Source organism: Mycobacterium kansasii ATCC 12478 (assembly GCF_000157895.3).
Classification (GTDB): Bacteria; Actinomycetota; Actinomycetes; order Mycobacteriales; family Mycobacteriaceae; genus Mycobacterium; species Mycobacterium kansasii.
In genome coordinates this window covers 6228258-6250324 of sequence record NC_022663.1, presented here as the reverse complement: position 1 = coordinate 6250324, position 22067 = coordinate 6228258, and the positions used below count along the sequence as shown (strand labels likewise).

Genomic DNA, 22067 nt, shown 5'->3' with positions numbered 1-22067 from the left:
TGTTATCGGCGGCATTTCTTGCGGCTGGAAGATGATTGTCTCCGACCCCCGCCCCACGCTGCGGAGCCACCGAGCCATCGCGATGGCTGTCACCCAGCCCGCTGCTCAAGAGGTAGCTGGCGTGGCAGCAGCAGCCAGACGGCCGCAGCGGCGGTTAGCGGCATCAGTGCCATCAGCAGGCTGGTGGTACGCAACGCGGAAACGACGATTTCCTGGGTGGTCGCCATGAGGCTGCGGGCTGACTCCGGATCAAGCACGGCGACGCCGCCGAGGTTGCCCCCGCCGTACGAACGGGTAGCTTCCAATGCTCTGGCGGCCTGGGTGGGAGAGACGCCCGTCCCGGCGAACCGGTCCTGCGCTCGTGCCGTGTAGAAAGTCGTGGCCAACAGGGTGACCATGGTGGGGCCAAGCGAGTAAGCGGACTGGCCGACGCCGGGTTTGACCGCGGCGACCGAGCCCTCCAAACCTGGTGGGGCAAAACTCATCATGACACTGGCCTGCGGGGGCTCAATGAAGCCCAGGCCTGCAGTCAGGACCACTATTCCCACTCCGATCACGACGATAGAAGTGCCCATACCGAAGGTGGCGAACACGCCGGTGGCCCCGGCGAGCAGCCCCAGACCTAACAAGATCGTGGCCCGCGCCGAGGTCCGGGTCATCATGCGGCCAGCCGCAACGGCCGCGGGCGCCTGCACGGCGGCGCCCAGCAGCAACAACACGCCCAGCACGGTGAGCGAATATCCGCGGACCACGGTGGCGTAGTAGCTCAGGATGAGGATGAGCCCGGCGGACAGGAAGTTGAACGCCAGCCCGGCGATGACGGCGGCATTGAACGGGCCGGCCCGGAAGATCCGCAGATCCAGGGCCGGATGGTCGGTCCGCAACTCCCACCACACGAAAAAGACTCCGGCAGCCAGCCCGACCACCAACAGCGGTGCGGCAGCGGCCGGGCCGTGCGCCAGCCGGGACAGGCCGTAGACAAAACTGACCAGCATGAAGCCGGCGGCGGCAATACCGGGATAGTCGATTCGGCGGTCGTTGATCCGGAACGTCTCGGGGACGAACCGAATGGTGATGGGGATGGTGAGCAACGCTACGGCGGGGGCCACGACCAACGCCCAGCGCCACCCAAGTGACTCGACCAGGACGTTGCCGATCAGCGGTAGTGGTGCGCCGACCAAGAATGCGGCCCCAAGGAAGAGGCTGATGGCCTTGGGCCGCTGCTCGGGCAGGAACACGGCGTTGATGATCGCCAGCGAAAGACCCAGCAGGAAGGCGAAGAAGACACCGGTCAGAGCGCGGGCGACCATCAGCATCACCGCGTTGGGCGAGGCTGCGGCCAGCAAGCCGAAAACGATCGCACCAGCCAGGCCCAGCAGATACATCCGGCGTTTGCCGTAGACGTCGCCGAGGGTGCCTGCGCCGAGGATGGCCGCGGCCAGGGTGAGAGTAGCCAGACTGGCAGCGAACCCAGCGGCGGCGGTGGACATATGTAGTCCCTCCCGCACCGGCACGAGGTTGCTGGAGAAGATGGTTGGGTCGGCACCGGTGACGGCGAATCCCAGTGCCATGGCGAGCACGGTCATCCATTGGGCGAGCGTCAGCTTGTCCTCGCCGGGTTGCGTTTCGATGCGTGGCACATCCATGCCGGTTTGCCTCTCGTCGTGATGTGCGGTCGAGTCTAGGGATCACGCTGGCCGATGTTTTCCTGTAATGCCCTGAACGACCGGAAGTTTGCGCAATCGATGGGCGACTGGCGGCCGATTAGGTCCGGCCGCCGCTCGAACCTCACCTTTGCCGCGGACCAACGACGAACTAGCCGCGGCCATTGCCTGATGGACTGGACAAACAGCAATTCCATTGGGCTACACGGTTTCCCAGGTTTTCGACAGCGTCCCACCGCGTGGGGTAACACCGGCCCTCGAGAACCGCGCCCCGAGCGGCACAGCCGGTACCGTTGACGCCGAAGACCACGGATTACGACACGGAATCTGTCCGCCAGCCGAGTCAACGATGTGTGCAGGTAGCGTCGGCCCGATGGCACACCTGCTCGGAGCCGAGGCCGTACACCTGGCGTACCCGACCCAGGTGATATTCGAGTCGGTCACGCTCGGCGTCAACGACGGCGCACGCATCGGCATCGTCGGGCGAAATGGGGACGGCAAATCCAGCCTGCTGGGCCTGCTCACCGGCCAGATGGAGCCGGACGCCGGACGGGTCACCCAGCGCAGCGGCTTGCGCGTCGGCGCGCTGAGCCAGGCCGACACCCTGGACCCCGCTCACACCGTCGGCTGGACGCTGGTCGGCGACCAACCCGAACACCACTGGGCCGGCGACCCGCGCGTCCGTGACGTGGTCGCCGGACTGGTGTCCGACATCGCCTGGCGTGCAAAGGTTTCCACCCTCAGCGGCGGCCAGCGGCGCCGCGTCCAGCTGGCCCGGCTGCTGGTCGGCGACTGGGACGTGATCGCTCTCGACGAGCCGACCAACCACCTCGACATCGAAGGCATCACCTGGCTGGCCGGCCACCTCCAACAACGCTGGGCCCGCAACAGCGGCGGGCTGCTGCTGGTCACCCACGACCGGTGGTTTCTCGACGAGGTCGCCACCACCACCTGGGAAGTCCACGACGGCGTCGTCGAGCCCTTCGAGGGCGGATACGCGGCCTACGTGCTGCAACGCGTCGAACGTGACCGGCTCGCCGCCGCGGCCGAGGCCAAACGGCAGAACCTGATGCGCAAGGAGCTGGCCTGGCTGCGGCGCGGTCCTCCGGCGCGAACCGCCAAACCCAAGTTCCGCATCGAGGCCGCCAACCAGCTGATCGCCGACGTGCCGCCGCTGCGCAACGCCGTCGAGCTGGCCAAGCTGGCCACCGCCCGGCTGGGCAAGGACGTCATCGACCTACTCGACGTGTCGGTCTGCTTTGACGGCCGCCCGGTGCTGCGGGACATCGAATGGCGGATCGGCCCGGGCGAACGCACCGGAATCGTCGGAGCCAATGGCGCCGGGAAATCCACCCTGCTGGGACTGATAGCGGGCACCCTCGAGCCCGATTCCGGCCGGGTCAAGCGCGGCAAGACCGTTCGGCTGGCGGTACTCGACCAGCAAGGTGATGCGCTGACCCCGTTCGCACAGGACCGGATTGCCGATGTGCTGACCGGGCTTCGCGGCGGCTATGAGGTCGACGGGCGCGAGGTGACCCCGGCCCAGCTGCTGGAACGTCTGGGCTTCGGCCGGGGTCAGCTGTCGGCGCGGGTTGGCGAGCTTTCCGGCGGTCAGCGGCGCCGGCTGCAGCTCATGCTGACGCTGTTATCCGAACCCAACGTGCTGCTGCTCGACGAGCCCACCAACGACGTGGATACCGACATGCTGACGGCGACCGAAGATCTGCTGGACTCGTGGGCGGGCACCTTGATCGTCGTTTCCCACGATCGTTATCTGCTGGAACGGGTCACCGATCAGCAGTACGCGATTCTGGACGGCCGGCTGCGGCATCTGCCCGGCGGCATCGACGAATACCTGCGGCTGGCTACCAAACCGTCACCTACACCAGTCGCCAAACCAGCTGAGCCACAGGAGATCTCGGGCGCACAGCGCCGGGCTGCGGAGAAGGAATTGGCCGCCGCCGAGCGTCAGCTTGCCCGCCTGGCCGACCGGATTGCCGCCAAGCACACCGAACTCGCCGAGCATGACCAGGCCGACCACGTCGGCCTGGCCCGATTGACCCGGGAATTGCGCGATCTCGAAGACGAGGTTGGCGCGACGGAGGAACGCTGGCTGCAGATTTCAGAGGTGCTGGAATGAACGGGTACCGGACGGTGCCGTACCTGCCCGGGGAAGCGCTGCTGGCGCTCTATCGGCACCGCGGTGCGGTGATCGACGCCGGCGTCGGGCGGCATGGCTTCGTGTATCTGTTGGGCGCCGAGGCCAATAAGTTCGTGTTCGCCAACGCCGACGCGTTCAGCTGGCGTGAGACGTTCGAGAGCCTGGTTCCCGTCGACGGGCCTACCGCGCTGATCGTCAGCGACGGCGAAGACCACCGGCGCCGCCGCAGCGTGGTGGCACCCGGGCTGCACCACCGGCGAGTTCAGGACTATGTGCAGACCATGGTGTCCACCATCGACGCCGTCATCGACGCCTGGCGCCCAGGACAGCGGCTCGACCTCTACCAAGAGTTCCGTTCGGCAGTGCGGCGCAGCACCGCCGAGAGTCTGTTCGGCCCGCGACTGGCCGCCCATTCCGACTTCCTCGGTGAGCAATTGCAGCCGCTGCTCGACCTGACCCACCGGCCGCCGCAGCTGATGCGGCTGCAACGACGGTTGAACTCACCGGGCTGGCGAAGCGCGATGGCGGCTCGGCACCGTATCGACGACCTCGTCAACACGGTGATCTCCGACGCGCGCGCCCGGCCCATGCCCGACGACCACATGTTGACCGCACTGATCGACACGTTGAGCGACAACGAGGTTCGCGATGCGATCGTCTCGCTCATCACTGCCGGCTACGAAACCACCAGCGGGGCGCTGGCCTGGGCGGCCCATGCGTTGCTCACGTTGCCGGGCGCCTGGGAGACCGTCGCCCGAGAAGTTGATCGCGTGCTCGGCGGCAACGCTCCCGCCGCCGACAACATCGACTCACTGACTTTCCTCAACGGCCTTGTGCAGGAAACACTTCGGCTGTACTCCCCCGGGGTGATCTCGGCTCGCAGGGTGATGCGCGACCTGGTGTTCGACGGCCACCGGATCAGGTCGGGACGGCTGTTGATCTTCAGTGCGTACGTCACCCATCGGTTGCCCGAAATATGGCCCGCGCCAAGGGAGTTCCGTCCGCAGCGGTGGGACCCCGACTCACCGGACTACCGCAGGCCCGCGCCACACGAGTTCATCCCGTTCAGCGGCGGGCTGCACCGATGCATCGGGGCGGTCATGGCTACCACCGAGATGATGGTGATGCTGGCTCGACTGGTCGCCCGAACGACGCTGCGCCTGCCTGCCCAGCGGATCCGCGCGGCCAACTTCGCCGCGCTGTCCCCAAAACCCGGACTGATCGTCGAGTTCGCCGGCTCAGTGCCAGCGCAGTAGTACCAACTCGGCACAGAACCCCGGCCCCATGGCCAGCATCAGTCCGGGACTGCCGCTCGGCGGCCGTTTGGCGATGGTATCGCGCAGGATGTGCAGCACCGACGCCGACGAGAGGTTGCCGATTTCGCCGAGCGAACGCCAGGTCAGCTCGAGCGCGTCGGGGGCCAGTTCGAGGCTGTTGGTGATTGCGTCGATCACCTTGGGACCGCCCGGATGACACACCCACGCGCCGACGTCGTCCTTGGACAGTCCATGCGTGGCGAGGAATCCGGTTACGTCACCGGGCAAATAATGCTCGATCAGGTTCGGGAGTTCGGGAGAAAGCCGCAGCTGCAGGCCGTGAGAACCGACGTCCCAGCCCATGATGTGCAGCGATTCGGGGTACAGCCGGCTGCGGGAGTCGACGATGGTGGGCCCGGTGGTGCGCAGCTGCTCGGCGCGGCGATCGCCGACGGCGACAACGGCGGCGGCGCCGTCCCCGAACAGCGCGGTCCCGATAAGTCCCGACACCGTCGGCTTGACCGCGGGGTAGGTAAGCGAACAGAGCTCGACCGCTATCAGCACGGCGACGTCATCGGGTGCACCGCGCAGGTAGTCGTGTAGCCGGGCCACTCCGGCCGCGCCGGCCACACACCCCAGGCCGAACAGCGGCACCCTGCGTACGTCGGGGCGCAGGCCCAGGCGGCCGGCGACCCGGGCGTCCAGGGCCGGCACCGCGACACCGGTCACCGTCGTGGTGACGATCATGTCGATGTCCTGCGGTTCCAGCCCGGCCTCGTGGAGCGCACCCATGAGCGCTTCGACGGCCAGATCGACGGCTTTGTCGATAAAGATCTCGTTCGCATCGCCGAAGTCGGTCAGCCCCGGGTACTGCTCCAGCGGAAGGACGAATTGGCGGCTGTTCACCCGGGCGGCGGCGTGCAAGCGCCGGACGATATCCTCGTGCTCCTTCAGACCGGGAAATCCGACGAACGAATCGGTGATCTGATTCTGGCTATAGCGGTGCGGAGGCAATGCACCGCACACGGCTGCAACAACGCTCATGGCCCCCTGCCCTCGCTTGCTCACCCGCCGGCCAGCCCACCTGAAGGGAATTCAAATTTTAGGCGGCTTCGGGCGGTCTGGCAAAGGCACGCGTATTCAACACATGTCGTATGCGGGCATGGCCGGTGATGCCGTAATTTGGCGTGCCCGCCGGATTTCGTCATTGGAGGCTGTTGTCGTCGGATGGCTCGAGCGCCATCGCGACCAGGGCATCGGGGCTCAGCGCGTCGATGACGTCCTCGGTGACGGTCGATTCACGCACCGTGTTCTCGGCCTGGCCGGCCAACACCAAGAGCTTGCCCAGTAATCCGGTTCGCCGAAGCTCGCGCAGCGGAATACTTCTCAACAACGGCCAGACCTGCTCGTCGCCGGGTTCGTCCAGACCGCTCGACGACAGCCGCTCACCCAGGTGGCGGGCGACCGCTGTGGGAGTGGGATAGTCGAATATCAGCGTGCGCGACAACGTCAAACCAGTGGCTGCGGCCAGGCGGTTACGCAGCTCGATCCCCGTCATCGACTCGAAGCCGACGTCTTCAAAAGCGCGGCCCGTGTCGATGCGGCGGCTGCTCGAGTCACCCAACACCGCCGCCGCGTTTCGGCACACCAAATCGAGTAGCAGACGGTGCCGTTCCGCCGGATCGAGTTCGTTCCAGTGGTGCCACAGCGTGGACCTACCGGCGTGTTCGATGTCGTGACGTGTGCCCTCACCAAGCCAAAAACGCTGCCGCGCAAAGCCGTAGGTGGGAAGTTCGACCGGCCGGGCGCCCAGGCCGGCAAATGCCTTGGGCCAGTCCATGCTCACGCCTTCGGTGAACAGCTGACCCATTGCGGTGAGCAGGGATTCGGCTTCGGGATGATCCTTGGCCAACAACGCCGGAGAGGTTGTCAAGCCAGCGCAGGGGCCGACCTCGAGAAACGTTGTTGCGCCTGAAGACTCGGCCAACAAGATACCTTCGGCCAACCGCACCGGTTTACGCACATGCTCAACCCAATAAGCTGCCGATCCATAGTCGGCACCAACCACTCGGCCGGTGACATTGGACACCAATGTGATCCGCGGCCGACTCACCGGCAGCCCCGCCAAGGCCGCACCAAACCCCGCAAGCATCGGCTCCATCGATGCCGAATGAAACGCATGCGACACCGCCAACCGGCGCACCCGCCGTCCCGTGCCCGCCAGCCGGTCCGCCACCGCATTCACCGCAAGCTCGGGGCCGGAAATCACCACCGAATCAGGCGCATTGACCGCCGCGATCTCAACTCCCGGCGCCAGCACTGACGCCACCTCGTCTTCGGAAGCGGCCACCGCCACCATCGCGCCGCCGGCCGGCAATCCCGCCATCAGCCGAGCGCGGACCGCAACCACCCGCGCGGCGTCGGGTAGTGACAACACCCCGGCCACCTGGGCCGCCGCGATCTCGCCCACCGAATGACCCAGCACGATGTCGGGCACGACACCCATCTCCGCCAGCAGCGCCGCCAACGCCACCTCCACGGCGAACAACGCCGGTTGCGCAAACTCGGTATTCTGCAACACCGCCGCATCCGTACCCCACAGCACCCGCCGCAGCGGCAGCCTCAGGTGTTCATCCAACGCCTCGGCTGCCGCATCGAAAGCCTTGCCGAACACCGGGAACCGCTCGCACAGCCCGCGTCCCATGCCCAGGTATTGCACCCCTTGGCCGGGGAACACGAATGCGGTCTTGCCGACCCGCTGTGCCCGGCCGACCGCCACACCGGCGCCCGGTTCGCCGGCGGCAAGGCCGGCAAGCCCGCTCAGCAGCTGCGCCCGGCCGCTGCCCACCACCACCGCGCGGTGCTCGAACACCGACCGCGTGGACACTAGCGACCAGCCCACATCCACCGCATCCAGATCGGGGCGCTCGTCCATCCGGGCCAGCAATCGCTGCACCTGGTTGGCCAACGCTGGCGCCGACCGGGCCGACAGCACCCACGGTAGGCCGGTTGACTTGTTAACGCGTGGCATTGCAGCGCTTTCGGTGGCCGGCGCCTGTTGGAGCAACAGGTGAGCGTTGGTGCCGCCCATTCCGAACGACGACACCCCGGCCCGCCGCGGCCGACCCCAGTCGGGCCACCCCGCCGGCACGGTGTTGACTTGCAGCCCAAGGCTTTCCACATTGATAGCGGAGCTTGCGCTGACATAGTTGAGGCTCGCCGGAATCGACTCGTTCTCGATGGCCAACACCGTCTTGATCAGGCCCGCGATTCCCGCGGCCGCGCCGGCGTGGCCGATGTTCGTCTTCACCGAGCCAACCCTGACCGGATCATGCCGGCGCTGAGCGAATATCTGACCCAGCGCCGCAGCCTCGGCCGGGTCGCCGATTCTGGTGCCGGTACCGTGCGCCTCGACATAGTCGACCCCGGTGCAGTCCACGCCGGCCTGGGCCAGCGCACGCCGGATCACGTCGGCTTCCGCCGAAGTCGACGGCGCGGTCAGGCCGGCGGAGCTGTGCCCGGCGTTGCCCACGGCGCTACCCACAATGACTGCGCGGATTCGGTTTCCGTCAGCCAGGGCCGCGTGCAGTGGCTTCAGCAGAACCAGGCCACCGCCTTCGCCGCGAACGTAGCCGTCGGCGCGGCCGTCGAACGCGTAGGTGTGCCCCGAGGTCGACACGGCACCGAACTCGCGCTCCAACAGGGCCGTTTCACTCGCGACATTGAGATGTACGCCGCCGGCAATCGCCTGCTCGGAGGTTCCGGCACGCAGGCTCTCACAGGCGAGGTGAACCGCCACCAGCGAAGACGACTGACCCGAATCGACAGTCATGCTGGGACCGTGTAGGGCGAAGGCATACGAGACCCGGTTGGCGATCATCGCTCTACTGACGCCGGCAAACGAGTAGTGATCCACGTTTTCGGTGGCATTGCGTAGCGTCAAGGACGAATAGTCGTCGTTCATGGCTCCGAGGTAAACCGACACCTGCCGTGCCCGAACCGTTTCCGGCACGATGAAGGCATCTTCGAGCAGCTCCCAGGCCAGTTCCAGCGCCAGTCGTTGCCGCGGATCCATCGCGGCCGCCTCGCGGGGCGAGATGTCGAAGAACTCCGCGTCGAAATCGGCGCTACCGGCCATGGGTCCGGCGGTTTCGCGGCCGTCGCGCAGCACTTGCCAGAATTCGCCGGGGCCGGGAGCGGCTGGAAACCGGCAGGCCAGTCCGATAATTGCGATGTCGCCCGGGTTCACGGGCCGAGTTCCTCGTCGAGAATGGCGAATAGTTCGCTTTCGCTGGCGGTGGTGATGTCGGCGTCCTGGCTGACGATCGCGGCGCTGGGCGTGGCGAGCCCGGCCAGCATGGCGCGCAGCCGCTCGGACACCTGGTCCTTCTCTTCGGAGGTCCAGTCGGTCCGGTTGACCAGGGTATCGAGTTCGCGCGCAACGTCGTCGAAGCGGGCCAGCCGGTCAGGTTGCTCGTCGGCGAGCACGGGGACAGTGGAATCGAGTTGCTGGGCAAGGTGTTCGGCCAGGGCGGCCGGGGTCGGATAATCGAAGATCAGCGTGGGCGACAGCGTCATCCCGGTTGCGGCCTTGATGCGGTTGCGCAGTTCCACGGCGGTCAGCGAGTCGAACCCGAGATCCTGGAAGGGCTTATGGGCATCGATGTCGACGGCGCTGGAATGCCCGAGAACGGTCGCGGCGTTGGTGATGATCACGTCGACGAGTTCGCGGTGGCGTTGCTCGGGGCTCAGCGATTGCAGACGCGAAATCAGGTCCGGCATCGACGCGGCGGTGCCGGTGCTGTCGATGACGCGCCGCGACGGGCGGGTGACCAATTCCCGCCATAGCGGCAGCACCTCGGCATTAGCTGTCATCACCGCGGTATTGAGCTGGGCGGCGACGACGACCGGGCGGTCGCTGATCAGCGCGGTGTCCAGCAGTTGCAGCGCGTGCTCGGTGGTCAGCCGATCCAGCCCGGCCTGCTTCATCCGGGCGAAATCTCGTTCCCCCAGGTGCCGCGTCATGGTGCTGGGCTGTTCCCACAATCCCCAGGCAACCGATAGTCCGGGCAACCCGCGCTCGCGTCGATAGGCGGCCAACCCGTCCAGGAACGCGTTGGCTGCCGCGTAACTGCCCTGCCCCGGGTCGCCCGCGATCCCGGCCATCGACGAAAACATCACAAACGCAGTCAGATCCACATCCTGTGTCAGCTGGTGCAGGTTCCAGGCCCCGTCGACCTTGGCCTTCAGCACCGCCTCGACCCGGCTCGGCGTCAGCGACGCGATCACCGCGTCGTCGAGCACCCCGGCGGCATGGAACACTCCCTTGAGCGGGAACCTGTCCGGTAACTCGGTCAGCACTGCTTCGAGCGCATCTCGATCGGCCACATCGCAGGCGGCCACCGAAACCTGAGCTCCACCCTGCTGCAATTGGGCCACCAAGTCCGCAACGCCCGGGGCCTGCTCGCCGGTGCGGCTGACCAACACCACATGCCCGACCCCGTAGCGGTCCACCAGATGCCGCGCCACCGCCGCCCCGGCCATTCCGGTGCCGCCGGTGATCACCACGCTGCCCCCATGGAGAACCGACCGCGCCGCGGGCCCTTGGGGGATGGTCAGCACCACCTTGCCGACGTGACGGGCCTGGCTGACATACCGGTATGCCTGCTGAGCGCAGCGCACGTCAAAGGCCCTGACCGGCAATGGTTTCAAGGTACGGTTGGACAGTAACTCGAGCAGCTCGGAAAGCATCTGCGCGATGAGATCCGGGCCGGCCTCCATCAAGTCGAATGCCCGATAGCCCACTCCCCGATACTGTTCGGTCACGGCCCGGGGGTCACGCAGGTCGGTCTTGCCCATCTCGATGAAATACCCGCCTGGCACCAACAGCCGCAACGACGCATCGACGGACTCCCCCGCCAACGAGTTGAGCACCACGTCGACCCCGCCGTCGCCGGTGGCTTTGCGGAACTTCTCCTCGAAGTCGAGCGTCCGGGAATCGGCGATGTGGTCGTCGTCAAAACCCATGGCCCGCAAGGTATCCCATTTGCCGACACTCGCGGTGGCGAAGACTTCCGCACCCCAATACCGCGCCAATGCGACGGCCGCCATGCCCACACCGCCGGTCGCGGCATGCACCAGGACCTTCTGGCCGGCTCGCACGCCAGCCAGCACCGACAACCCGTACCACGCGGTCAGGAACACCACCGGCACGCCCGCGGCCGCTACCAGCGACCAGCCCGCCGGAACCGCAGTGACCAACCGCTCGTCCACCACCGCTTCGGAGCTCACCACTCCCAGCAAACCCATCACCGGGTCACCGACGGAGCGCCCCGTGACCCCCGGGCCGACCTCGACCACCACCCCGGCGCCCTCGGCGCCCAGCTCGCCACCGCCCGGGTACATCCCCAAGGCCACCAACACATCCCGGAAGTTCACCCCTACCGCGCCCACGGCAACCCGCACCTGGCGGGTCTCCAGGTCTACCCGCGGACACGGCCGCACCGCCACCTCCTCGAATGTTCCGCCGCCGCCAACACCCAACCGCCACAACCGATCCGGCAATGCCAATCCCGAATTCACAACCTCCAGCCGGGCGCCGTACACCACGCCGGAGCGCACCACCAACTGCGGCTCGCCGGCACCGACGACAGCGTCGGCGGCCACGGATCCGTCCGAATCCACCAGAACCACCCGGCCCGGGTACTCCGCCTGAGCCGACCGCACCAGCCCCCACACCGCCGCACCCGCCAAGTCGCGGACGCCCTCACCGTCCAACCCCACCGCGCCGCACGTCAACACCACCAGGACTTCGCGACGATCGTCGGCCAGCCAGCGCTGCAGCGTCTCCAGCGCCGCAACCACGCGTTCGGCGACACCACCGGCACTCGCCTCGGACGCCCACACGACCACGTCGGAGTCGGCGCCGCCGGGCGCCAACGTAATCGGCGACCATGCCAGTCCGAGTAACCGGTCACCGGCCACACCACCGGCAGCCAATGCCGCCGCCGACAACGCGTCACCTGACACCGGACGAATCGCCAACTCGCGCACCGACAACACCGGCAGGCCCGCCCAATCGGCCAGGGCCACCGACACCGAACCGGCGTCTGCCGGGGTGATGCGGACCCGGACCCTTGACGCACCGGCCGCGTGCAGTGACACCCCCTGCCAGGAGAACGGCAGCGCCAACTGGTCGGCAGCCGCGGCGAATCCCCACGCATGCAGTGCGGCATCCAGCACCGCCGGGTGGATACCAAACCCCGCCACCTTGACATCCTCGGAAGCCGCCACCTCCGCATAAATTTCGCGCCCCCGCCGCCACGCTGCCCGCAGGCCGCGAAACGCCGGCCCGTAACCGTAGCCACGTTGCGCCAACAGCTCGTAGACATCGGTCACATCCACGGCGGACGCACCCACCGGCGGCCACACCGACAAGTCCACTCCGTGACCGGGACCGCCGGCCCGTAGTACACCTTCGGCATGTAGCACCCACGAATCGCCGGCTGCCCGCGTCGAATACACCGACACCGTCCGGCTCCCCGCCCCGTCCGCGTCGCCGACCATGACCTGTATCCGCGTCGCTTCGCCCGCCGGCAATGCCAGCGGCGACAGTAAGGTCAGCTCCTGCACCACCGGACAGCCGACCTCGTCACCGGCGCGCAGCGCCAACTCCACGAATCCGGCCCCGGGGAACAGGGTTACGCCGCCCACCACGTGATCGCCCAACCACCCCTGCACTTCGGGCCACAGCATTCCGGTCAACACCACGCCACCGACGTCGGGGCGTTCCACCACCGCCCCCAGCAGCGGATGGCCAAGCCCCCGCAGTCCGACACCGCTCAGCGTGGTCTGGTCGACTCCCAGGTCCTGCAACCAAAACCGGCGCCGCATGAAGGCATAGGTGGGTAGCTCGACCCGCTCGGCGCCCAGGCCGGTGAACACCGTGCGCCAATCCATGGACATGCCTTGAGTGAAGAATTCGCCCAGCCCGGTGAGCAGGGATTGGGCTTCGGGCCGGTCCTTGACCAACAGCGGCGGCGACGCCGTCAGCCCGGCCCGGGGGCCCACCTCCACGAATGTCACCGCGCCCAAGGACTCGATCAGCGCCACACTGTCGGCGAACCGCACCGGCTTGCGCACCTGCTCAACCCAATACGACGCCGATCCGTACCCCGAGCCGGCCAATTGCCCGGTGACGTTGGACACCAACCCGATCTGCGGCGGATCTGCTTTCAGATCGGCCAGAACCGTGCCGAACTCCCGCAGCATCGGCTCCATCAATGCCGAATGAAACGCGTGCGACACCGCCAACCGATGAATTCGGCGCCCCAGCGCCACCAACCCATCGACGACGACGTCCACAGCGGCCGCGGGACCCGAAACCACCACCGAATCAGCGGCGTTCACCGCCGCGATCTCGACGCCGGGTACCAGCAGCGGCGCCACCTCGTCTTCGGAAGCTGCCACCGCCACCATCGCCCCACCGGCGGGCAACCGGGCCATCAGCCGACCGCGGCCCACCACTACGCGCGCGGCATCGGTCAGCGACAACACCCCGGCCACATGGGCCGCCGCGATCTCGCCCACCGAATGACCCAGCACCACGTCCGGCACCACACCCACGTCCGCCAACAGCGCCGCCAACGCCACCTCGACGGCGAACAACGCCGGTTGGGCGAACTCGGTACTTTCCAGCAGCGCCTCATCGAGGCCCCACAGCACCTGCCGCAACGGCAATCTCAGGTGCCGATCCAGCGCGTCGGCGACGGCGTCAAATGCTTTGGCGTATGACGGGAACCGCTCATACAGCCCGCGGCCCATGCCCAGGTATTGCGCCCCTTGTCCGGGAAAGACAAACACGGTCTTGCCGGTCGGCCGGGCGCGACCTGCCACCACCGCCGCATCCGGCTCAGCGGCGGCAAGACCGGCCAAACCCTGCAACAACTGCGCCCGGTCGGCGCCCACCACTACCGCCCGATGCTCGAACACCGACCGGGTGGACACCAACGACCACCCCACATCCGCCGTTGCCAAAGCCGGACGCTGATCCACCCACGCCAACAACCGCCGCGCCTGGTTGGCCAACGCCGACGCCGAGCGCGCCGACACCACCCACGGCACCACCCCGTTAACCGGCTCGGCCGCAACACCGTCCACCGCCGGCGCCTGCTCGAGAATCACATGCGCATTCGTCCCGCTGATCCCAAACGACGACACCGCCGCCCTTCTAACCCGGCCCTGCGGCCGACCCAGCACCGGCTCAGCCGGCCAGGGCCGCGGCTCGGTCAACAACGACACCGCCCCCGCCGACCAATCCACATGCGGCGTCGGCACATCCACATGCAACGTCTTGGGCAACACCCCGTGCCGCATCGCCAACACCATCTTCATCACCCCGGCCACCCCCGCCGCCGCCGACGTGTGGCCGATGTTGGACTTGATCGACCCCAACCACAACGGCTCCGCGCCCGGCTCGCCACCGCGCTGCCCGTAGGTGGCCACGATCGCCTGCGCCTCAATCGGATCCCCCAGCATGGTCCCGGTTCCATGCCCCTCCACCACATCCACATCGGCCACCCCCAGCCGCGCGCTGGCCAGCGCCGCCCGAATCACCCGCTGCTGCGCCGGCCCATTCGGCGCTGTCAGCCCGTTGGAGGCACCATCCTGATTGACCGCCGAACCCCGCACCAACGCCAACACCGGATGCCCCAACCGCTGCGCATCAGCGAGCCGCTCCACCACCAGCACGCCCGCGCCCTCCGACCATGCGGTGCCGTCGGCAGCCCCCGCATACGCCTTGCACCGCCCGTCGGGGGCCAGCGCGCGTTGCCGACTGAACTCCACGAACGCCGCCGGGGTGGCCATCACCGTCACCCCACCCACCAGCACCAGATCGCACTCGCGCGACCGCAACGACTGCACCGCCAGATGCAACGCCACCAACGACGACGAACACGCCGTATCCACCGACACCGCCGGGCCCTCCAACCCCAGCACATACGACACCCGACCCGAGGCCACACTCAACGTCGAACCCGTCAGGCCGTACCCTTCCAGCTCACCCTTGACCTCGCCCCCGTAGCCGGCATGGATGACGCCGACGAACACGCCGGTGGGCGAGCCGCGCAGGGTAGTCGGGTCAATCCCGGTGCGCTCCAAGGCTTCCCAGGACACCTCCAGCATCAGCCGCTGCTGCGGATCCATCGCCAGCGCCTCGCTGGGGCCGATACCGAAGAACCCGGCGTCGAAGTCACCCGCGTCGGTGAGGAATCCGCCCCGTCGCGAGTAGGTTTTCCCGGACGCGTCCGGATCCGGATCGAACGTCCCCTCGATATCCCAGCCGCGATCGGCAGGGAATTCGGTGATGGCATCGCGGCCGTCGATCAGCATCTGCCACAACGACTCCGGCGAGTCGACACCGCCGGGATACCGGCAACCCATCCCCACGATCGCCACCGGCTCCGACAGCCTGTCCTCCAGTTCTGCAAGCCGGCGCCGGGTGCGTCGCAGATCGGCGGTCAGCCGTCTGAGGTAATCAACGTGTTTGGCGGTGCCCGTCAAAGCTGCTCCTTGGTGGCTGGCTCAGGAGCCGAGTTCTTCGTCGAGGATGGCGAAGAGTTGGCTTTCGCTGGCGGTGGTGATGTCGTCGTCGGCGGACAGCTGGGCCAGGATGGCATGCAGCCGGTCCGCCAGCCGCGCCTTGTCCTCTGGTGCCCAGTCGCCTTGGTTGATCAGCCTGTCGAGTTCGCCGGCCACGTCGTTGCAACGAGTTATCAGATCGGCTTCGTCTGAGGTGCCGGCGGCCAGCCGACTGTCGAGGTGTTCGGCCAGGGCGGCGGGCGTGGGGTAATCGAAGATCAGGGTGGGCGAAAGAGTCAGGCCAGTAGCGGTTTTCAGCCTGTTGCGCAGTTCGACTGCGGTCAGCGAGTCGAACCCCAGGTCCTGGAACGAGCGGTCGGCGTCGACGTCAGCGGTGCTGGAGCGTCCCAGCACGGTGGCGGCGTTGCTGCAGACCACACCGGCCAGTTCGCGGTGTCGCCGCTCCGGACGGAGCGAACGCAGTCGGGCGGCCAACCCCGTTGTCGAGCCGGCGGTGTCGGCGTCATCGACGACGCGTCGAGCCGGACGAGCGGCCAACTCGCCGAACAACGGTAATGGAGCGGTGCTGTCGGTGCCGAGCGCGCGGGAGTCGAGCCGGGTGGCCACCACGACGGCGCGGTCCGCGACCATTGCGGTATCGAGCAACTCCAGTGCCTGCGCGGTTGACAGGGTTGCCAGACCCGCTCGACTCATCCGGGCCTTGTCACGGTCCCCCAGGTGCCGGGTCATCGCACTGGCCTGTTCCCACAACCCCCACGCCACCGACAATCCCGGCAACCCATGCGCGTGCCGATACGCCGCCAGGCCGTCGAGGAAGCTGTTGGCCGCCGCGTAATTGCCTTGGCCCGGGGTGCCCATGATGCCGGCCATCGACGAAAAGAGGACGAACGCCGAGACATCCTGATATCGGGTCAACACGTGCAAATTCCACGCCCCGTCAACCTTGGCGCGCAGCACGGCATCCATCCGGTCGGGCGTCAGCGAGGCGATCAGCCCGTCATCGAGAACCCCGGCGGCATGAAACACCCCCCGAAGCGGATACTGCGGCGGCACCTGCGCCAGGAGCGCCGCTACCGCGTCGCGGTCAGCCACGTCACACGCCACGACCGACACCCCGGCCCCGGCATCCCGCAGCTGGTCTGCCAACTCCGAAATCCCGTGTGCCCGGCCGCCGGATCGGCTGACAAGCATCACGTGGGCCGCCCGATGGCGGGACACGACGTGGCGGGCCGTTACCGCACCGGCCATCCCGGTCCCGCCCGTGATCACGACGGTGCCCCCGGCGAGCCCGTCGGATTCGGAAAGCGTCAACACCACCTTGCCGATATGGCGGGCCTGGCTGACGAAGCGATACGCCTGCCGAGCCCGCCGCACATCGAAAGTCTTGGCCGGCAACGGCTGCAACGCTCCGGCGGCGAACATCGTCATCAACTCGGTCAGCATCTGCGCGATCCGGTCCGGCCCGGCTTCGATCAGATCGAACGCACGGTAACCGGTGCCCCGGTACTGCTCGGCGATCGTCTGGGGGTCCCGAATATCGGTCTTGCCCATTTCGATGAAGCGCCCGCCCGGGCTCAGCAGCCGCAGCGACGCGTCGGCAAACTCACCGGCCAGCGAGTTGAGCACCACGTCGACTCCGGCACCGCCGGTGGTCTGGCGGAACTTCTCCTCGAATTCCAGGGTGCGGGAGTCGCCGATATGGTCATCGTCAAAACCCATCGCCCGCAAGGTATCCCACTTGCCGCGACTGGCCGTGGCAAACACCTCCAAGCCCCAGCGCCGAGCCAGCTGCACCGCAGCCATACCGACCCCGCCGGCCGCGGCATGCACCAACACCTTCTGCCCGGCCCGCACCCCCGCCAAGTCCGACAGACCGTAGAACGCCGTCAGGAACACCAGCGGGACACCGGCAGCCGTATCCAGCGCCCAGCCCGCCGGAACCGCGGTCACCAGCCGTTGATCCACCACCGCCTGGGGCCCCGCCACGCCCAGCAGCCCCATCACCACGTCGCCGACGGCCACACCGGACACACCCGGCCCTACTTCGACAACGACCCCGGCGCCGTCGACACCGAGTTCACCGCCACCCGGGTACATGCCCAACGCCACCAGCACGTCACGGAAGTTCACCCCGACCGCGGCCACCGCTACTCGTACCTGCCCGGCGGTGAGGTCGCTTCGTTCACACGGGCCCACCTGTACGTCGTCGAGTGTTCCCGCGCCGCCTGGGATCAACCGCCAGCCCGACGGGCCCTCGGGCAGCCGAAGTATCGGGTCGGCCGGCTGCAACCGGGCCTTGTAGACCGTGCCGGCGCGAACCACCAGTTGCGGCTCGCCGGAACCGATTGCCGCGCTGACGGCCACCGACCCGTCCGAATCGAGCAGCACCACCCGACCCGGGTGTTCGGCCTGGGCCGAACGCACCAGGCCCCAGACCGCCGCACCGGCCAGGTCCGAGACGTCCTCGGTCGACAGGCCCGCCGCCCCGTGCGTCTGCACCACCAAGACGCCGCGCTGGTCGCCGGCCAACCACGACTGCAACACCGCTAGTGCCGCATGGGTGGCCGCCCGCACCGATTTCGCCATGTCCGCCTGCGGCGGCACCTGGGAAGCCAACTCCCACACCGTCGCGGGTGTGTCGCCAATACCGTTGTCCACCAGTGTTGTTGGAGGCCACACGACCTCGAACAAGCCACCCTCGCCAGGAGCGACCGAGGACAGCCCGTTGCCGGGCAACGGACGAAACGCCACGCTTCGCACGGTCAATACGGGCAAGCCCGCCGTATCAGCCAACTCCAGCGACACCGCGTCCGGGCCGGCCGGCGCCAGACGAACCCGTACTCGCGACGCGCCGGCGGCATGCAGCGACAGCCCCTGCCACGCGAACGGCAACACCGTATCCTTCTGCCCGCCGGCCACTCCCAGCGCATGCAGTGCCGTGTCGAGCAGCACCGGATGGATGCCGAAGGTGCCGACCTGCAGGCCGGCGTGCTCGGGCAGGGACACCTCGGCGAAGATCTCCTCGCCCCGCTGCCACATCGCCTGCAGACCACGAAACGCCGGACCATACGTGTAGCCCCGCGCCGCCAGCCCCTCGTAGGCTCCGGTCACGTCCAACGGTGTTGCGCCCGCGGGCGGCCATACCGACCAGTCTGTTTCCGCGGCGAGCACCCCCGGCCGCAACGCCGCCTCAGCGTGTAAGGTCCATGACGAATCCGGTTGGGCAGCACGAGAATACACTGATGCCGTCCGCTGCCCCGAGGTGTCGGCGGCACCCACCACGACCTGCACCTGAAGCGCGCCGGCCGTCGGCAGCAGCAACGGCGCCGACACCGTCAGCTCCGCCACCGTGGCGCAGCCGACCTCGTCGCCGGCTCGGACGGCGAGCTCCGCGAATCCCGCACCCGGGAACAGCGCCACCCCGGCCACCGCGTGGTCGGCCAGCCATGGCTGTGCCGTCACCGAAAGTTGGCCCGCGAGCACGACTCCGCCGGAGTCGGGCCGCTCCACCACCGCGCTCAGCAAGCCATGCGCCGCGCCGGTCAACCCGAGACGTCCGGCAGCTGTTCGGCTGTCATCGGGTTGGTCGAGCCAGAACCGGCGATGGACGAATCCGTAGGTGGGCAATTCCACGCGTTGAGCTTCCAGACCGCCGAACGCCGCGGCCCAGTCCACCCGGACACCCGCCACGTGAGCCTGGGCGGCCGACAGCCAAAACCTGTCCAGTCCGCCGTCGTCGCGGCCGAGTGACGGGATGACGATCGGCTCGTCGGGCCGATTGACTTCGGCCAGCGTCTCTTCAATGGCGGCGGTCAGGACGGGGTGCGGGCTCGACTCGATGAACACGTGGCATCCCGCGTCGCTAGCAGCGCGGACAGCCTCGTCGAATCGCACCGTCTGGCGGATGTTTTGGTACCAATACTCTGCGGTGAGGGCCGCGGTATCGAAGCGCTGGCCCGTCACGGTGGAGAAGAAGGCGATGGGCGCCTGTCGGGTCTGGATGCCGGCGAGGGCGTCGGTGAGTTCGGTGCGGATGGCATCGACCTGGGCCGAGTGCGACGCGTAGTCGACGTCGATTCTGCGGGTGCGAATGCCTTCCGACTCACATCGGCGAATGAGTTCCTCGAGCGCATCCACGGCACCGGAGACGACGACCGCCGAAACACCGTTGACCGCAGCGATGTTCAACCGGCCGGCCCAGGCGGATACCAGTTCCCCGGCGCGCGATACGCGGCACGAGACGGACACCATGCCGCCCGACCCGGCCAACTTCACCAACAGCCGGCTGCGCAGCGCCACCACCCGTGCCGCATCGTCCAGCGACAGCGCTCCCGCCACACAGGCCGCGGCGATCTCACCCTGCGAATGCCCGATCACCGCGTCGGGCACCACCCCGACCGATCGCCACAACTCGGCCAGCGACACCATGATCGCCCACAGCGCCGGCTGCACGACGTCCACCCGATCCAGACCAGGGGCGCCCGGCGCGCCCCGTACGACGTCGAGCAGTGACCAAGGCACGTACTCGCCCAGCGCCTTGTCGCAGCGGCGCATCTGCTCGGTGAAAACCGTTGACGCATCAAGTAATTGGGCTCCCATGCCGGCCCACTGCGACCCCTGGCCCGGGAAGATGAACACGGTCTTGCCCGTTGATTGGGTGCGGCCGGCCACCACCCCCGCGCCGGGCGCAGCAGCGGCCAGACCGGCCAGTCCCTGCAGCAACTGCGCCCGGTCGCCGCCCACCACCACCGCCCGATGCTCGAACACCGACCGGGTCGAAACCAACGACCAACCCACATTCACCACATCAAGGTCAGGCCGCTGCTCCAGCCACGCACCCAACCGCCGCGCCTGACCGGCCAACGCCGACGCCGAGCGCGCCGACAGCACCCACGGCACCACCGCCCTCGCCGGCTCGGCCGCAACACCGTCCACCGCCGGCGCCTGCTCGAGAATCACATGCGCATTCGTCCCGCTGATCCCAAACGACGACACCGCCGCCCTTCTAACCCGGCCCTGCGGCCGACCCAGCACCGGCTCAGCCGGCCAGGGCCGCGACTCGGTCAACAACGACACCGCCCCCGCCGACCAATCCACATGCGGCGTCGGCACATCCACATGCAACGTCTTGGGCAACACCCCGTGCTGCATCGCCAACACCATCTTCATCACCCCGGCCACCCCCGCCGCCGCCGAGGTATGACCCATGTTGGACTTGATCGACCCCAACCACAACGGCTCGGCGCCCGGCTCGCCACCGCGCTGCCCGTAGGTGGCCACGATCGCCTGCGCCTCAATCGGATCCCCCAGCATGGTGCCCGTCCCATGCCCCTCCACCACATCCACATCGGCCACCCCCAGCCGCGCGCTGGCCAGCGCCGCCCGAATCACCCGCTGCTGCGCCGGCCCATTCGGTGTCGCCAGCCCGTTGGAGGCACCATCCTGATTGACCGCCGAACCCCGCACCAACGCCAACACCGGATGCCCCAACCGCTGCGCATCGGCGAGCCGCTCCACCACCAACACTCCGGCACCTTCGGAAAAGCCGGTGCCGTCGGCAGCCCCCGCATACGCCTTGCACCGCCCGTCGGGGGCCAGCGCGCGTTGCCGACTGAACTCCACGAACATCGCCGGGGTGGCCATCACCGTCACCCCACCCACCAGCACCAGATCGCACTCGCGCGACCGCAACGACTGCACCGCCAGATGCAACGCCACCAACGACGACGAACACGCCGTATCCACCGACACCGCCGGGCCCTCCAACCCCAGCACATACGACACCCGACCCGACGCCACACTCAACGTCGAACCCCGCATCCCGTACCTCTCGAGGTCACCGGGCACCCGGTCCTGGCCACCGTAGGAGCCGTGGAACACGCCGACGAACACGCCGGTCGCCGAGCCACGCAGCGTGGTCGGGTCAATCCCGGTGCGCTCCAAGGCTTCCCAGGACACCTCCAGCATCAGCCGCTGCTGCGGATCCATCGCCAGCGCCTCGCTGGGCGCTATCCCGAAGAACTCGGCGTCGAAACCGGCGACGTCCGTGAGGAATCCGCCGCTGCGGGTGTACGAGGTGCCCACCGCGTCGGGGTCCGGGTCAAACAGATTCGCCAGATCCCAGCCGCGATCACCCGGAAAGTCCGACACCACGTCCCGGCCGGCGGCCACCATCTCCCAGAGGCCTTCGGGGCTGTCGATACCGCCGGGATAGCGGCAGCCCATTCCCACCACGGCCACCGGCTCCGTCGTCTGGGCCAGATAGTCACGGTTTTCACGCTTCAGCCGCTCGTTTTCCTTGAGCGTCTTGCGCAGGGCCGTGATGAGCTGTTCTCGGGTGCTGTCCATACCTCGCGGTCTTTCGTACTACTCCGGGAATCGGCG

7 protein-coding genes are annotated in these 22067 nt (G+C 67.9%); 2 read left to right on the top strand and 5 right to left on the bottom strand.

Annotated elements, in window-relative coordinates:
* Positions 1-89: 89 nt before the first annotated feature.
* Complete coding sequence (locus MKAN_RS27000; RefSeq protein WP_023373786.1) at positions 90-1646, bottom strand: MFS transporter; 1557 nt, start codon at positions 1644-1646, stop codon at positions 90-92.
* 391 nt (positions 1647-2037) lie between these two features.
* On the opposite strand from MKAN_RS27000, the gene MKAN_RS26995 reads away from it, so the two are divergent.
* Together MKAN_RS26995 and MKAN_RS26990 are read left to right on the top strand one after the other, a co-directional pair.
* Positions 2038-3804 (top strand): ABC-F family ATP-binding cassette domain-containing protein, encoded by a 1767-nt coding sequence (locus MKAN_RS26995; protein ID WP_023373784.1) that lies wholly within the window; start codon positions 2038-2040, stop codon positions 3802-3804.
* 14 nt (positions 3805-3818) lie between these two features.
* Positions 3819-5081, top strand: coding sequence for a cytochrome P450 (locus MKAN_RS26990; RefSeq protein ID WP_103799530.1), 1263 nt, complete (start codon positions 3819-3821; stop codon positions 5079-5081).
* On the opposite strand, the gene MKAN_RS26985 is transcribed toward MKAN_RS26990, so the two are convergent.
* The 4 genes from MKAN_RS26985 to MKAN_RS26970 all read right to left on the bottom strand — a co-directional run bounded on the left by MKAN_RS26985 (position 5064) and on the right by MKAN_RS26970 (position 22031).
* Positions 5064-6125 carry a type III polyketide synthase gene (locus tag MKAN_RS26985; protein ID WP_023373779.1) on the bottom strand — a complete coding sequence of 354 codons (1062 nt, stop codon included), beginning with the start codon at positions 6123-6125 and terminating at the stop codon, positions 5064-5066. The genes MKAN_RS26990 and MKAN_RS26985 overlap by 18 nt on opposite strands.
* A 160-nt stretch (positions 6126-6285) precedes the next feature.
* Entirely contained in the window at positions 6286-9330 is a 3045-nt protein-coding gene (locus tag MKAN_RS26980; RefSeq protein ID WP_023373777.1) for a type I polyketide synthase, read from the bottom strand.
* Complete coding sequence (locus tag MKAN_RS26975; RefSeq protein WP_023373775.1) at positions 9327-15644, bottom strand: type I polyketide synthase; 6318 nt, start codon at positions 15642-15644, stop codon at positions 9327-9329. The genes MKAN_RS26980 and MKAN_RS26975 overlap by 4 nt, the downstream gene beginning before the upstream one ends.
* A 21-nt stretch (positions 15645-15665) precedes the next feature.
* The gene (locus MKAN_RS26970) at positions 15666-22031 is read right to left on the bottom strand and encodes a type I polyketide synthase (RefSeq protein WP_023373773.1); all 6366 of its coding nucleotides are present in this window, start codon (positions 22029-22031) and stop codon (positions 15666-15668) included.
* Positions 22032-22067: the final 36 nt, after the last annotated feature.

Bases quoted from the DNA above. Each gene is read 5' to 3' on its own strand.
- MKAN_RS27000 (WP_023373786.1), bottom strand. From the start codon at position 1,646: ATGGATGTGCCACGCATCGAAACGCAACCCGGCGAGGACAAGCTGACG.
- MKAN_RS26995 (WP_023373784.1), top strand. From the start codon at position 2,038: ATGGCACACCTGCTCGGAGCCGAGGCCGTACACCTGGCGTACCCGACC.
- MKAN_RS26985 (WP_023373779.1), bottom strand. From the start codon at position 6,125: ATGAGCGTTGTTGCAGCCGTGTGCGGTGCATTGCCTCCGCACCGCTAT.
- MKAN_RS26970 (WP_023373773.1), bottom strand. From the start codon at position 22,031: ATGGACAGCACCCGAGAACAGCTCATCACGGCCCTGCGCAAGACGCTC.